This window comes from Veillonella parvula (genome assembly GCF_032550495.1).
GTDB lineage: Bacteria > Bacillota > Negativicutes > Veillonellales > Veillonellaceae > Veillonella > Veillonella parvula_G.
The window spans coordinates 429,508-443,418 of the sequence record NZ_JAWFZJ010000002.1; the positions used below are offsets into that span (position 1 = coordinate 429,508).

Annotated in this window: 13 protein-coding genes, 1 tRNA gene and 1 pseudogene; 10 read left to right on the forward strand and 5 right to left on the reverse strand. The window is 37.4% G+C overall.

Annotated elements, in window-relative coordinates; genetic code table 11:
• Nucleotides 1–3: 3 nt before the first annotated feature.
• On the forward strand, nt 4–399 hold the full coding sequence (locus E6X37_RS06265; protein ID WP_316689691.1) for a cytidine deaminase: 396 nt from the start codon (nt 4–6) through the stop codon (nt 397–399).
• A 39-nt stretch (nt 400–438) separates the two neighbouring features.
• On the opposite strand, the gene E6X37_RS06270 is transcribed toward E6X37_RS06265, so the two are convergent.
• Complete coding sequence (locus E6X37_RS06270; protein WP_004698373.1) at nt 439–1,257, reverse strand: MetQ/NlpA family ABC transporter substrate-binding protein; 819 nt, start codon at nt 1,255–1,257, stop codon at nt 439–441.
• Between the two features lie 143 nt (nt 1,258–1,400).
• Nucleotides 1,401–2,303: a 1,4-dihydroxy-2-naphthoate octaprenyltransferase gene (gene menA / locus E6X37_RS06275; RefSeq protein ID WP_287510902.1), complete on the reverse strand. Its 903-nt coding sequence runs from the start codon at nt 2,301–2,303 to the stop codon at nt 1,401–1,403.
• Nucleotides 2,304–2,548: 245 nt separating this feature from the next.
• Here menA and E6X37_RS06280 point away from each other — a divergent pair, with 245 nt between their 5' ends.
• The 7 genes and pseudogenes from E6X37_RS06280 to tnpA all read left to right on the forward strand — a co-directional run bounded on the left by E6X37_RS06280 (nt 2,549) and on the right by tnpA (nt 9,256).
• Nucleotides 2,549–3,493 (forward strand): hypothetical protein, encoded by a 945-nt coding sequence (locus E6X37_RS06280; RefSeq protein ID WP_004693634.1) that lies wholly within the window; start codon nt 2,549–2,551, stop codon nt 3,491–3,493.
• A 1-nt stretch (nt 3,494) separates the two neighbouring features.
• On the forward strand, nt 3,495–4,274 hold the full coding sequence (locus tag E6X37_RS06285; protein ID WP_004693632.1) for a hypothetical protein: 780 nt from the start codon (nt 3,495–3,497) through the stop codon (nt 4,272–4,274).
• Nucleotides 4,275–4,406: 132 nt separating this feature from the next.
• On the forward strand, nt 4,407–4,778 hold the full coding sequence (locus tag E6X37_RS06290; RefSeq protein WP_004693629.1) for a RidA family protein: 372 nt from the start codon (nt 4,407–4,409) through the stop codon (nt 4,776–4,778).
• Nucleotide 4,779: 1 nt separating this feature from the next.
• On the forward strand, nt 4,780–6,027 hold the full coding sequence (locus E6X37_RS06295) for an L-cysteine desulfidase family protein (RefSeq protein WP_008602759.1): 1,248 nt from the start codon (nt 4,780–4,782) through the stop codon (nt 6,025–6,027).
• Between the two features lie 775 nt (nt 6,028–6,802).
• Nucleotides 6,803–7,978, forward strand: a complete 1,176-nt coding sequence (locus E6X37_RS06300) for an AAA family ATPase (RefSeq protein WP_316689692.1) — start codon at nt 6,803–6,805, stop codon at nt 7,976–7,978.
• Nucleotides 7,979–8,009: 31 nt separating this feature from the next.
• Nucleotides 8,010–8,606 (forward strand): RloB family protein, encoded by a 597-nt coding sequence (locus tag E6X37_RS06305; protein ID WP_316689693.1) that lies wholly within the window; start codon nt 8,010–8,012, stop codon nt 8,604–8,606.
• A gap of 187 nt (nt 8,607–8,793) precedes the next feature.
• Nucleotides 8,794–9,256 (forward strand): annotated as a pseudogene (gene tnpA / locus E6X37_RS06310) (IS200/IS605 family transposase).
• A gap of 143 nt (nt 9,257–9,399) precedes the next feature.
• On the opposite strand, the gene E6X37_RS06315 reads toward tnpA, so the two are convergent.
• The 3 genes from E6X37_RS06315 to tadA all read right to left on the reverse strand — a co-directional run bounded on the left by E6X37_RS06315 (nt 9,400) and on the right by tadA (nt 11,235).
• Nucleotides 9,400–10,587, reverse strand: a complete 1,188-nt coding sequence (locus E6X37_RS06315; protein WP_316689694.1) for an MFS transporter — start codon at nt 10,585–10,587, stop codon at nt 9,400–9,402.
• Nucleotides 10,588–10,645: 58 nt separating this feature from the next.
• Nucleotides 10,646–10,736 (reverse strand) — tRNA-Ser (locus tag E6X37_RS06320).
• Nucleotides 10,690–11,235: a tRNA adenosine(34) deaminase TadA gene (gene tadA, locus E6X37_RS06325; RefSeq protein ID WP_004693623.1), complete on the reverse strand. Its 546-nt coding sequence runs from the start codon at nt 11,233–11,235 to the stop codon at nt 10,690–10,692. Before tadA ends, E6X37_RS06320 begins: the two co-directional genes overlap by 47 nt.
• Nucleotides 11,236–11,318: 83 nt before the next feature.
• Between tadA and E6X37_RS06330 the strand changes: the two genes are divergently transcribed.
• Together E6X37_RS06330 and E6X37_RS06335 are read left to right on the forward strand one after the other, a co-directional pair.
• Nucleotides 11,319–11,945 carry a trimeric intracellular cation channel family protein gene (locus E6X37_RS06330; RefSeq protein ID WP_004693621.1) on the forward strand — a complete coding sequence of 209 codons (627 nt, stop codon included), beginning with the start codon at nt 11,319–11,321 and terminating at the stop codon, nt 11,943–11,945.
• 148 nt (nt 11,946–12,093) lie between these two features.
• The gene (locus tag E6X37_RS06335; protein WP_287550281.1) at nt 12,094–13,908 is read left to right on the forward strand and encodes a DUF4127 family protein; all 1,815 of its coding nucleotides are present in this window, start codon (nt 12,094–12,096) and stop codon (nt 13,906–13,908) included.
• The last annotated feature ends 3 nt before the right edge of the window (nt 13,909–13,911 follow it).

Consider the following 13,911-nt stretch of genomic DNA (forward strand, 5'->3'; position numbering starts at 1 on the left):
AATATGAAAGAAAAGGATATTCAAAAGCTCATCAATCGTGCTATTGTGGCTCGCGACAAAACCTATAGTCCTTATTCACATTTTGGTGTGGGCGCAGCCCTTCTTTGCGAAGATGGAACCATCTATGAAGGGTGTAATATAGAAAACGCTTCTTATGGATTAACTAATTGTGCGGAGAGAACTGCTATATTTAAGGCTGTGTCGGAAGGGCAAACAAAATTTAAAGCCCTTGCCGTAGTTGCTGATACGGAAGGGCCTTGTGCACCATGTGGTGCTTGCCGTCAGGTGATTTCTGAATTTGAAATACCTCGTATTATAATGGCGAATTTAAGAGGGGACTATACAGTTGTTGAATTAGAAGGTTTATTACCTTTTAGATTTGGGCCCGATAACATATAAAAAAGAGACCACGTTGATGTGGTCTCTTTTTGGTATAGCTTAGAATGCAGGAACAATAGCACCTTGGTATTTTTCTTGGATAAATTTGATAATTTCAGGGCTATGAAGTGCAGCCATCAATTTTTTGATACGAGGGTCATTTTCATTGCCTTTAAGTACAGTTACGATATTTACGTAAGGGGAATCGTTATTTTCAATTGCCAATGCATCTTTGCCAGGGTTAAGACCTGCGTTTAATGCAAAGTTAGTGTTGATAGCGGCTAAGGCTACATCGTCAAGGGAACGAGGTACTTGTGCTGCTTCTAATTCTACGAATTGATATTCGTTAGGGTTCGCAGTAATATCTTGTACGGTAGATAAGATGTTTGTAGAGTCTTTTAATGTAATTAGACCTTGTTTTTGTAACAACAATAATGCACGACCACCGTTTGTAGGGTCATTAGGAATAGCGATTTTAGCGCCTTTTGGAAGATCTTTTAAATCTTTGATTTTACGGGAATATAAACCCATTGGCTCAAGATGAACACCACCGGCAGATACTAAGTCAAGTTTGTGAGCTTTTGCGAATTCCTCCATGTAAGGTACGTGTTGGAAGAAGTTGGCATCAATTTCTTTGTCCCCTAAAGCCAAGTTAGGTGTGTTGTAATCAGTGAATTCCGTGATTTTTAATTCGATACCATCTTTTGCTAAGATTGGTTTAACTTGTTCCAAAATTTCTGCGTGAGGTACTGCTGTTGCCCCAATTTTTAATACTTGTTTGCCATCGCTAGCAGCTTGTTTGTTGTCGTTACCACAGCCTGCGATTAATAAAGCGCCGCCAAGGATTACAGTAGCTGCCAATGCTAAAAATTTTCTCATTAGACACACTCCTTATACAATAATTACATATAAAATATTAAATCTATAGTACTAAATAATTTCCTATCTATCAAGAAGGAATTATTATAGGTTCTCCATAACTAAAAACTATGGAGAACCTATAATATAAGTATGTTCATTTTTTAAAATAATTTGCCCATGATAAGTCCAATAGCCCACATTAGTTGATAAATCATAGCGGCCCCAGCGGTAGTACCCATAGCCTTATCTAATTGGAACTCATCTGTATTGGTAGATAATGTATGAATTGTTTTGAAAGCTAGTGGTGCTGCAAGGAACGCTAATAAGGCGAACCATGTCATATGGCCTACTATAATCCAAGCAATGATCCAAATAAAATTGAAAATATATGAGATACTCATTAAGCTGAGTGCTCTTTCACGACCAAGCACGATTGGCAACGTGTGACGTCCATGGCTTTCATCATTACGAATATCTCGGATATTATTCGTCAACATGATGGAACCAACTAGCAATGTAGATGGAATTGCAGGAATTAACAGGGCTAAGGATAATTCTCGTATCCAGGCATAGCCTGTAATGAGTACGATAGCAAAACCCATGGCGATACCAGAGGAAATTTCTCCAAATGGTGTTCGAGAAATTGGTTTTGGACCGCCAGAGTAAAGAAAACTAATTAGAATACATAAGAAGCCTACAGGAATGTAGTACCAAGTTATAGTAGCAGATAAATAAAGACCAATAATAATGGGTACAAACATGAGTACTTTAATCATCGTTATAATGAGCTCTGGTGTTATAACGCCACGTGTGATAGAACCAGCATTACCTACCTTTTGACCAGCATCAAGTCCAGATTTAAAGTCTTTATATTCATTCCATAAATTAGCTACAATTTGGGCTGTTACAACAGCTAAAAATATGAGCACTGTATGTAAAATGGCAAGACCTGTACCCTGAGCAGCACCAAATGCGTAATAACTAAAGGCGGCACCTAAAATGGTAGGCCCTAATGCAGCAGCTAATGTGCGAGGCCTAGTGAGGGGAATTAATTCTTGTATCATGTTAAAAGCACACCGAGTGTGCACTCCTTTCCATTTCTCATACATATATCATCTTTACATGTCTATTTATGTATTGTATAGCAGAAAGGTAAGCTTGTAAATTATACTATACAGTTATATATGTCGATATAGTATAATAATTAATATATGCAGTATAGATGATTATCTTTTAAACTCTTAATATATACTGCACGGATTATCTAACAATCTATACATAGTGTATTGTTAAAAAGGTGAGGTGTCTTATGAGAACTCTCAATAAAAAGTTGATGACATTGGCTTGTGCCACCTGTTTAACTGTGGGTATGGGGGCAGTGGCATGTGCTGATACGGTAGATTTAGGTTATGGTATGTACGGCAGTACTTCCCCAACTGTGAAAGCTGTAGAAGTTGTGCACATTTCTACTGATGCAAGATTGCGTAATCAAGAACAAGATAAATTTCTCAAAGTAGCAAATAAATCTGCTGTTGATACTATTAATAATGTTGTGAAAGTACAGACTGGTGTAGCTGTTGAACCAGTGAAGGGGGATTTTCTTGATGGTTACTCCTTCTATCAACTGCAAGGTACTGATAAACAAGGTCATCATACAGGTAGTTTAATTGTTATTAACTATTCTAAAAATGCTATTGATCAAGTTATAGGTATGAATAAGACTATTTTAGAGAAGGGGTCAGATGCGGAAAAAGCTGCATTAAAGCACTCCATCTCTAAACATGTAGAATCTTACTCTAAAGAGACGGCCCAACAACAATTACAAGGCTTAAAAAGCAGTACTGTTGAAGGTACTAAATTAGCTAAAGATCTAAAAACGATAAATGACAAGTTACCTTCTCAAATTATAGGTGTCTTTGATAAAATGCTTGCCACAGATAAGAAATCATCTCCTAAAAGTATAGAAGAGGTCCGTTCTTATGTAGACTTTGTGGCAAAACAAGTGAGCCTAGATGCAACTCATGTAGCGTATAAACCTGTTCAAACTCGCTATGGTACGGCTGTGACAGGCGATTTACGCGGTAGTCTAAAATATGATGGCTTTAGAAATACCTATTCCTTAATTGGTTATGCTGTTCCTACAGATAAAGGTGTATCTTTACAGCTTTTAATGTCTGATGATTCTAGCCATGATTATTGGGCTAATGAGTTGAATCATATGTATCAAACACAATCTCTCAAGGGAGGAAAATAATATGAAATCTTTGAAAGTATTGGCTTGTGCAGCTTGCCTAATGGGTACTGTATCTGGCGTAGGTTTTGCTAAGGATGTACAAACAATTGCAGGATCCATGATAGTGCCTAACAATGTAACTGTTGTTTCTGCATCCAAAACAAATACACGTGATTTTGTAGAAAAACAATTAAATGAGGAATCTTCAAAATCTACGATGTCGAATATGATGGCAAAGGAATTTTTCCAAAACTTTGGTACTAATTTTGATATATACCAATTGCAAGGGGCAGATAAAACTGGTCAAAAAGATGCATTCGTAGTAGCTGTAGATGTTAAACAAATAGCTCAACAAGTGGCTAAAGAAAAGGCTAATGACCCTATGTTTATAGCGGCAATGGCCGCTCTTGATAAAGGTCAAATTGATCCTGTAACAGAGCAACTTCTATTAGGAACAATAAATAAACAGATTCCCACTAGCACAACGGTAGTTCCTTTAAATGGACCAATTAATGTATCTAGTCGTGATCCCCAAAAAGCAACGATTATGCCTAAAACACTTAAAACTCTAACCGTAGAAAATGCAGAACAAGTACATCCGGTGGCTGGTACAAAATATCAAACATATGCAGCAAGCTCTCGCTTGTTATATGCAGATGGAAATGTACAAACTCCACTCTATGCAAATGCTGCATTTGTGTTGAAGCCAGGAAAACCAGTGTTGTATGTAGGTATAACAACTGATGTACAACGTGATTATTTCAAACCAATATTTGACAATGCATTCAAATCAATTAAATAATTGGTTATATACGTACTTTTATTTTATATGTGATATATTGAGGTAAGTCATATATATTGAGGCATCAACATGAGTTTCGCGCCTTAAATATAGTCATATTAATTTATATTTATTTATAAAAGGAGATTTATCATGAAAACAATTTCTACAGACAAAGCACCAGCAGCAGTAGGCCCTTACTCTCAAGCTAAAGTGGTTGGCAGTTTATTATTTGCTTCTGGTCAAATTCCACTCAATCCTGCAACTGGTACAGTTGTTGAAGGGGGCATTGTAGAGCAAACTGAACAAGTATGCAAAAATATTGAAGCCGTATTGACTGAAGCTGGTACAGACTTTTCCAAGGTTGTTAAAACAACTTGCTTCTTAGCTGATATTGGTGATTTCAAAGCATTTAATGAAGTGTATGCTAAATATTTCACTTCTAAACCAGCTCGTTCATGTGTAGCAGTAAAAGACCTTCCATTAGGCGTTATTGTAGAAGTGGAAATTATTGCGGAAGTATAAGATGGATTATATTTCTTTGTTACAGTCAGAGATGCGTCCTGCCTTCGGTTGTACTGAGCCAATTGCATTGGCTTATGCGGCTGCGAAGGCAGTCTCTGTTTTAGATGAGTTTCCTAACCATATTCACGCAAGATGCAGCGCGAATATTATCAAAAATGTAAAATCCGTAGTCATTCCAAATTCTGGGGGGCGAAAAGGACTAACGGCGGCCGCTACACTGGGTGCTATTGTAGGCCATCCAGAGCGTGAACTAGAAGTATTGGAATCTGCTACAGACGAAGATCGCAAATGGCTTGGCACATTGCTTGATGCCAACTTCTGTACCGTTTCACTTGCTGAAGGCGTAGATAATCTATATATAGAAATCACTGCAGAAACAGATGAACATACAGCGGTTGTTCGCATTGAAAATGACCATACGAATGTAACCTATGTATCAGTAGATGGTGAGATTGTCTCTGAAACAGTCAATGAAATTAAGAAAGCGGCTAAAACAGAATATGCCATGACCTTTGATAGCATTTACGAATTTGCTTTAACAGGTGATATTTCTGGTATCCTACCTCAAATTAAACAGCAAGTTGAGTATAATACTGCAATTTCTAAGGAAGGTCTATCCAATGATTATGGATCTAATATTGGACAATTGTTATTGTTAGATGAAGAAAATCCATCTCTCGAAACGAAATGTAAGGCTCGTGCCGCAGCTGGCTCTGATGCGCGTATGAGTGGTTGTCCTTTGCCTGTCGTTATCTGCTCTGGCTCTGGTAATCAAGGTTTAACCGTGTCTGTACCAATCATTACGACTGCCGAGGAACTTGGTAAAAGTGAAGATGAATTGTATCGCGCTCTCGTCTTTGCTAACTTGCTAACGCTTTACGTTAAATCTGGTATTGGTAAATTGTCTGCATACTGTGGCGTTGTATCTGCCGGTGTGGTAAGCGTAGCAGGCATAGCCTTTTTGAAAGGTGATAGTAAAGATATCATTGAGAACACTCTTGTAAATGGTCTTGCAAGTCTATCTGGTATCGTTTGTGATGGTGCGAAACCATCCTGTGCAGGTAAAATTGCAATTTCCCTTGATGGCGCTTTTATGGGATATAAACAAGCTCGCCTTAACAAAAACTACCAAAAAGGCGATGGCCTTGTAGCATACTCCGTTGATGAAACTATCCGCAGTATTGGTGCTGTGGCACAAGGCATGAAAGAAACGGATGTAGTTATATTGAATGAAATGCTAAAACACTAAACTTTATAATACCCCCCTTTAAATGCTTTTGATAATTAGGCTAAAGGGGGGATTATTTTTACTCTTTATGTAACTTTGAATTGGTTAAATATTATATTTAGAGCTAGTATGTGATTTACTTATAGTTTGAAGTTTGAGGAAAGTTAATATGAATGCCTTATTACCAGAAAAAGAGAATCTTCCTAGAAAAGTTATTAAATTTTACCGAAAAGTATTTCTAAATGCTGATGAGAAATGTTGGTATACATATAAATCAAAAATTTATGCTAAGATAAAAAATCTTCCAATAAGTGAGTTAAGGTGGAAAATAATTAAGAGCTGAGTAGAACTAAAAAGCAAGTTTGCATTATACGGAGCTCAATAGGATTTGGAATCATTTGTGCCGCTACTTTTGTTTATGGATTAGATATTGCAACTAAAGGTATAAAGTTCGATGAATATTTTGAATTACATATGTTAAGTACAGTATATGTAGATTTTATGTTAATGGTAATTTTCTTTATTTTATTTGTCTTTTTATTACTAAATACATTTTATACGACGACCTAATTTGGAACGATAGCTGATTTAAAGAAATAACGAGCTTTAGTTAGAATCTTGATTATAGAAGATAGATTAATAGATTTGGGAAATGTATTATAAATATTATTAACATATTAAGGATGCTAATGTTTATACTGATATATTTCTTAAATATTATTTCTATCATGTTATAATTAGTATATTATTAAATATACGTCAATATTAATAATGGATTACTTTGGGAGGTGATTAGATGTTAATTGATTTTTCTTTTAAAAATGTTAGGTCTTTTAAGAATAAAGCTACTTTATCAATGGAGACTGGAGACCATATAGAGGAGTATGCTAAGGAAAATACTGTTGATATAGGTGAGATAACTTTAGTGAAATCTGCTTTTGTTTTCGGTGGGAATGCATCCGGAAAAACTAATGTAATTAAGGCGTTTCAATTACTTAGAAGTATTGTCATTTCTGGAACTCCATCGGATTTTGAGTTACTTCCTACAGATACATATGCTAATGAGGGTGGTAATGTATTTTTTAAAGTTAGATTTTATAAAAATCAAAAAATATATGTCTATACTATTGAATATAATTTCGCGAGTATTATAAATGAATGTTTGAGTGTAAATAATGAAGTTGTTTTTGAAAGAAATATAGGTAATGTTATTATGCCAACAACTATTAAAAGCTTGGCTAATGCATTAAGACATAATCAACCATTATTATATTTTGCTCAAAATAACAATGTAAAAGAGGCTAAAGAGGCTTATGAATGGTTTAGGTTAGATATAATTACGCCAGGTCTCCTATCTAATACTTTACATAGTCAACAGCTATTTAGGCCCTTATATAAAAATACACAATTAAAAAAGAATGTCTTATATTTTTTGAAAGCAGCAGATTTTAATATAAAAGATATTATAACGGAAGAGATTATTGTTCCTGTTCAGAATGATGGGGAAAAGCCGGAGCCAATTTTATTGGTGAAATGTATTCATGAAGGTGAAAATGGGGAGTCATTTATAATTAATTATGATGCTGAAAGTATCGGAACTAGGATTTTTTTATTACTAGCTATGACTATTTTAGAAAATAGTCATAAACCTAAAGTCTTTTTGATAGATGAATTTGACCGATCATTACATCCTAAATTAGTTAAGATTTTATTCCGTATTTTTAATGAATGGAATAATATCTATACGCAATTGATTGCAACGACTCATAATAATGATGTATTAGATTATGAGCTTAGAACAGATCAAATTTGGTTTGTTGATAAAGATTATTATGGGGTGTCTAGACTAGACAGTGCTTTTGATTTTAATGAATTAAAAATTAGTGATATAAAGAAAAACTATCAAGAGGGGGTTTATGGAGCAGATCAGATCATTAATGATGTGTTGATGAAAAATATATTAGAGTTATAAAATATAAGTATTGAAAGTGAGAGTGTTCATTTTGGCGAGAGCATCTAAAAATAATCCCAAGCAATTAAAATATTTATTGATTGTTGATGGTCAGACGGAAGCAGCTTACTTTAAAGCTATTTTTCAAAGATTCAAGATATCTGCCAAAACTATAAAACGAGTACCCCCAAGTGGTGGTAATGCGGTTTCTTTTGGTTTATCTGAGGTACGTACCTTTGAAACGACTGATCGTAGAAGTTATGAAAGATATTATATTATTATAGACCGGGATAATTTAACTAGATCGGAATATCAACAAATACAGTGTGAAATTAATCAAAATGAGTATACAAGATTAGTATTTTCTAATGTTGCAATTGAAGTTTGGTTATTGGCTTATTTTAAACAAATGACATCGAGGCCAGTACAATCTAGTGCTGATAATGACATAAATATACGTGAACTATCACGGTATTTGGGTGAAGAGTATCAAAAAGGCAATTCGATACAGATTGATAAAATAATTAATTCCGCTGAACATCCTATAGATACTGCTAATAATAATACAAGCTCTATTAGAGAATTGTGTTTTGAGCGACAGTGTACGAATGTAGGAGTTTTTTTGCAAGAATTAATTAATGGATTATAAATTAGGAAAAGCAGTTGTTTCTTATATTGGTACAACTGCTTTTTTTGGTACGCCGAATAGGCATGACTAAATCCCCAGTTAAACTGGGGGTCAGTAAAAATTCTTAGAGAAAAGGAAAGAACCTCCTAGTGTTAGAATGGAGTTGGTCTGGCAACCATAACATTTCAACATAGGAGGTTCAATGTTAATGAATAACGTAAAAAGTTTATCACATAGTAAATGGAGATGTAAATATCATATCGTTTTTGCTCCAAAATATAGAAGACAAATAATTTATGGGCGGATAAAAGCTGATGTAGGTAAAATTCTAAGAGATTTATGTAAGAGAAAAATGTAGAAATTATCGAGGCGGAATGCTGTCCGGATCATATCCATATGCTAGTAACGATTCCACCACATTTAAGTGTATCGAGTTTTATGGGGTATTTAAAAAGCAAAATTAGCCTCATGATATTCGATAAACACGCAAATTTAAAATATAAGTATGGAAATAGACATTTCTGGTGTAGAGGATATTATGTGGATACAGTGGTACGATATGAAGGGGCGATAAAGAGTATATTCGCAATCAATTACAAGAAGATATAGCACAAGATACATTAAACTTTAAAGAGTATACCGACCCGTTTACGGGTGAGCTGGTAAAATAGGCAAAATAAAAGCCCCCGAGTAGGGGGTAGCCAGTGGTAATAGAGTGGTTGTCAGATTATTCAATGCCCTCTTTAAAGGGCCATTACTAGAGAAAGACTCTTATAGGGTTAGAGCAAACCATCCGTTTTACGGGTGGTTATGATTATTGTAATTTTTTAGGATCTTTAAGTATCAATGAAGCCCCAAGACCCACTACTAGGAATGGTACGAGTGTCATCATAGCGGCAGGTAAAGTATAGGTATCCGCAAGGTTACCTACTACAGGTGCGATGATACCGCCGATAGTTTGGCTCACGCCGAGGGTAATACCGGACGCAAAACCGATGCTTTTAGCAAGGTAGGTTTGGCCTAGTACGATAACTGGGCTGTAGCTAAGAGCTTTAGCAGCGCCAATCATGAGTAGTAACATATAGGCTATAGGCATCATGATAACAGGGGAGAAGGTTGGCACTTCTGTTAATAGGAACATAGCTGGCAACCAAATCAATAGGGATAGTCTAATGATTTTGATGGGACCATATTTGTCGCCTAGTAGACCGCCAATATATGTCATGAAGATACCAATACTAAAGAATATGGTTAATGCAAAGCTACCTTGCTCTGGGCTAGTGCCGAGTTCACGAGTCCAGAAGATAGGAATGAATGCATTGATAACGCGGAAGTTTACCGATTGGCTTAGGATGATAACGAACAAAATACCAAAGTATTTCCAGTAATTTTTGAGCGGCTTAGCCACTAATGTAGGATTTTCCATAGCTACCGCTTGGTCGATAGTGCGTGCACAAGTTACTATGCGCGGCATGAGGGCGAATAAAACCGTTGAGATGATAAGACCTACTATGGTGAAAGCTGCCAGTCCATGAGGACCTACTGTATAGGCAATAGAGCCCGCAAAGAGTGGACCGATGGCAAAACCAGAGCTACCACCGATGGCGAAGGTACCCATGGCTTTACCTTTTTTACCACCTCCGAGGCGATTCATGATTTTCGCTCCTTCAGGGTGGAAGATAGAGGAGCCTACACCAGCTAAGGTAGCACAAACAAGCAAGCTTTCATAGGAGGTTACAAACCCCATGGCACCTGTGCTACAAGCTGAGAGCAGAACACCTAAGGTGATGAGCCGTGGCTGATTGATCTTGTCAGAGACATAACCTAATAATGGCTGTAACAATGAAGATAATGCTGTATTGGCTAATATGAGAAAGCCTGCTTGCTCTAAACTAAGTCCATAAGTGTAGATAAATAATGGCAAGAGGGCAGGTAATACACTTTGACAGGAGTCGTTAATCATATGACTCACCGTAATGAGATAAGGGTAATATTTTTTCATAGTAGTGGTCCCTTCGCAAAAAAGCGCTAACCACGGTTAGCGCTTTATATATTTTATATGGCAGAGGAGGAGGGATTTGAACCCCCGCGCCGGTTGCCCGACCTACCGCATTTCGAGTGCGGACCCTTCAGCCTCTTGGGTACTCCTCCGTGTTTTACGGCGCTCTTTAAAAAAGTCTTTCATGATTTGACTACATTCATCACCAAGGACCCCCGATGCTAATTCGGGTTCATGATTTAAACCAGGGTGAGAGAGTACATTGAAAAGAGACTCTACAGCGCCTCCTTTGTAATCACTTGCACCATATACAACACGGTCAATACGACTGTTGATGATGGCTCCAGCGCACATCGGACACGGCTCTATCGTAACATACAGGGTACAACCAGTCAACCGCCAGCGCTTGAGTACATCGCATGCTTCGCGGATGACGAGCACTTCTGCATGAGCCGTTGCATCGTGATCTAATTCGCGGCGATTATGGTGGCGTGAAATGATTGTATTGTTTTGAACTAAAATGGCGCCGATAGGAATTTCTCCTAGAGCATAAGCTTTGTGGGCCTCCTCTAGGGCAAAACCCATAAAATATTCATCACGGCTACGCTCATCCATATTTTTAATCTCTATAGGTGTAATGTTTTTTGTCATTCTCATACCTCTTAATGTATAATATCTTACATAAAGTCTATCATAGTGTGCGAAGTTATGCGAATAGATTGTGTGAGGGTATTATGGATATTATTTGGTATATATTTGATATGATTGGCACTATTGCCTTTGCTATCTCCGGAGCACTTGTTGGGGTGGCGCGGAGAATGGATATATTTGGTATGGCTGTATTGGCACTGGCCACGGCAATCGGTGGTGGAATTGTACGTGATGTTCTTTTGGGGTATTTTCCGCCGAATTCGTTACGCAATATTGTATATGTAACTGTGGTTATTTCCGTAACAATTATCGTATTTATTATCTATAACAGCCGTTATCGCAAGCATGCTATGGGCCCTCGTAGCCGAGCAAGCTATTTATTAGCCGATGCAGTTGGGTTGGCATCTTTTACAGTAACCGGAGCATCTGCAGGGTTTAAACTATATCCAGAGTTGCCAATTTTCATTGTTTTATTAGGAACTATTACTGCCGTTGGAGGTGGTATTATCCGAGATATGCTGGCTCAACGGATTCCGTCTGTTTTGAAAGAAGATGTGTATGCTCTACCTAGTGTTATTGGGGGCATCGTTTATTACTTAATGGTTATTTCTAACTGGGTTGGAGAGGCTGTATATGGTGCGTTTACCGTTGTACTAGTTATCCGTTTACTAGCTATTAAATATAATTGGAGCTTACCCAAAGTGCGCTAAAGCTAAAGGCACTGCATTTGAGAAATAACAGGTAAATGATATAATTATACTATTAAGTATTTCATAAAAGTGTCAGAAAAAAAGAGTATTATATAAGAGTTAATTTTCGAGTCGAGAGTACTCGTGTACACAGAAGGAGATTTGATTTATGACAAATAAATGGTTGAAAGTAGCATTAATGGTTACAGCCATTGCTACAGGTACATCCATCAAAATTGATGCAGAAACCGTATTATATGTACCTCAAGATGATCGTCCTGTAAGTTTGCAATATACAGTTGATACAGCTCGTGAGGCGGGTATGACTGTGTTGACACCACCTCAACACTTGATTTCTGGTAAGACGTACCAAGGTCAAGCTGATCAAATTATGGCTTGGGTAGAGCAAAATGCAGGTCGTGCTGATGTTATGGTATTAAGTACAGATACTCTTATTTATGGAGGTCTTGTAGATTCTCGTAAACATAATATTCCTCTTAGCACATTGCAAAATCGCTTGAAACGTATTGAAGGTTTAAAAGCGCGTAATAAAAATGTACGCATCTATGGATTTGGTACCGTAATGCGTTCCCCACGCGCGAGTGGTGGTGGTACTGAACCGGCCTACTATGCGGAATATGGCCCAACTATCTTCCAAATCGCTGCATTACAAGATAAATTAGATTCTGGCTCTTTAACGCAAGAAGAAACTCAAAAATTGATGAGCCTACAAGCCTCTGTTCCTGTGGAATACTTGCAAGACTGGTTTGACCGCCGTCAAAAAAATATGAAAATCAACAAAGAGTTGATTGATGAAACTCGCAGTGGTGTATTCGACTACTTTGCATTAGGTCATGATGATACATCTCAATTATCTCAATCCGCTCTAGAAGGTCGTTACCTTAACAAATATTCCAAGGATATTTCTGTTGAAAAATACGGTAGCTTCCCTGGTGCTGACCAACTTGGTCTCTTATTGATGGCGCGTTCCCGTACCGATGTGAGCACAGAAAAACCTACATTCTCCGTAATTTATCCACTCGGTGGCGGAGGTAAAACATTACCAGGTTACGAAGATCAAACGATTGATAAAACAATTGCTCAACACGTTGAGGCTGTAGGTGGCACGATGGTGACACAAGGTAAACCAACTGTATTATTGGCTGTTAATACACCTCTTACTACGAGTACAGGCGAGTCTGAAAACTTCGAAAACTTCCCAATGATCTCCAACTCTACAAATGCTTTCGTAGATCGCATTCAGCAAGCTGTTGACTCTGGTGTGAACGTAAGCGTTGCAGATATTGCTTTCAATAATGGCGCAGATAATACATTGGTATCCGCTATGTATAAACGAGATTTGTTGTACAAAATCGGTGCGTATAATGGTTGGAATACAGCAAGTAACACAGTAGGTTACGCTATTGCTCAAGGATTATTGCTTAAATCTATGAGTCCAGAAGGTCATCGTGATATGTTGACGCAACAATATTTGGATAACTGGGCATATCAAGCAAATATCCGCAAAGATATTTATCGTATGCAAGATTCTATCAGAACAGACAATGTTCGTTACTCTGGTGAATTAAATGAACGTCTTGAAAGTTATTTAGGTGAACGCATTCAAGATTTCGCTGAAAAATACCTTAAAATCAATCCTCGTACAGTAAAAGCTACATTCCCATGGGGACGTCTATTTGAAACGGATATCACTGTTTATGACAAACCAGTGGTACCACTTGAAAAAGAATTACGCTTGAAACGAGAAGCTGAAGCAAAAGCTAAGGCTGAAGCAGAAGCTAAGGCTAAGGCAGAAGCGGCTGCTAAAGCAAATGGTCAGGCTGTACCAGCTCAACCGGCACAACCTGAAAAAGCTGCAACGCCTCAAACACCTACATCTACCCCTCCTGTAGTTAAACAACCAGCTACAGAGTCTCAAGGTCCACGTGTGGTACCGACACCTGCAGTGGCACCTGGTCAATAGTGA

Bases quoted from the DNA above. Each gene is read 5' to 3' on its own strand.
- E6X37_RS06265 (WP_316689691.1), top strand. From the start codon at position 4: ATGAAAGAAAAGGATATTCAAAAGCTCATCAATCGTGCTATTGTGGCT.
- E6X37_RS06270 (WP_004698373.1), bottom strand. From the start codon at position 1,257: ATGAGAAAATTTTTAGCATTGGCAGCTACTGTAATCCTTGGCGGCGCT.
- menA (WP_287510902.1), bottom strand. From the start codon at position 2,303: ATGATACAAGAATTAATTCCCCTCACTAGGCCTCGCACATTAGCTGCT.
- E6X37_RS06280 (WP_004693634.1), top strand. From the start codon at position 2,549: ATGAGAACTCTCAATAAAAAGTTGATGACATTGGCTTGTGCCACCTGT.
- E6X37_RS06285 (WP_004693632.1), top strand. From the start codon at position 3,495: ATGAAATCTTTGAAAGTATTGGCTTGTGCAGCTTGCCTAATGGGTACT.
- E6X37_RS06290 (WP_004693629.1), top strand. From the start codon at position 4,407: ATGAAAACAATTTCTACAGACAAAGCACCAGCAGCAGTAGGCCCTTAC.
- E6X37_RS06295 (WP_008602759.1), top strand. From the start codon at position 4,780: ATGGATTATATTTCTTTGTTACAGTCAGAGATGCGTCCTGCCTTCGGT.
- E6X37_RS06300 (WP_316689692.1), top strand. From the start codon at position 6,803: ATGTTAATTGATTTTTCTTTTAAAAATGTTAGGTCTTTTAAGAATAAA.
- E6X37_RS06315 (WP_316689694.1), bottom strand. From the start codon at position 10,587: ATGAAAAAATATTACCCTTATCTCATTACGGTGAGTCATATGATTAAC.
- tadA (WP_004693623.1), bottom strand. From the start codon at position 11,235: ATGACAAAAAACATTACACCTATAGAGATTAAAAATATGGATGAGCGT.
- E6X37_RS06330 (WP_004693621.1), top strand. From the start codon at position 11,319: ATGGATATTATTTGGTATATATTTGATATGATTGGCACTATTGCCTTT.
- E6X37_RS06335 (WP_287550281.1), top strand. From the start codon at position 12,094: ATGACAAATAAATGGTTGAAAGTAGCATTAATGGTTACAGCCATTGCT.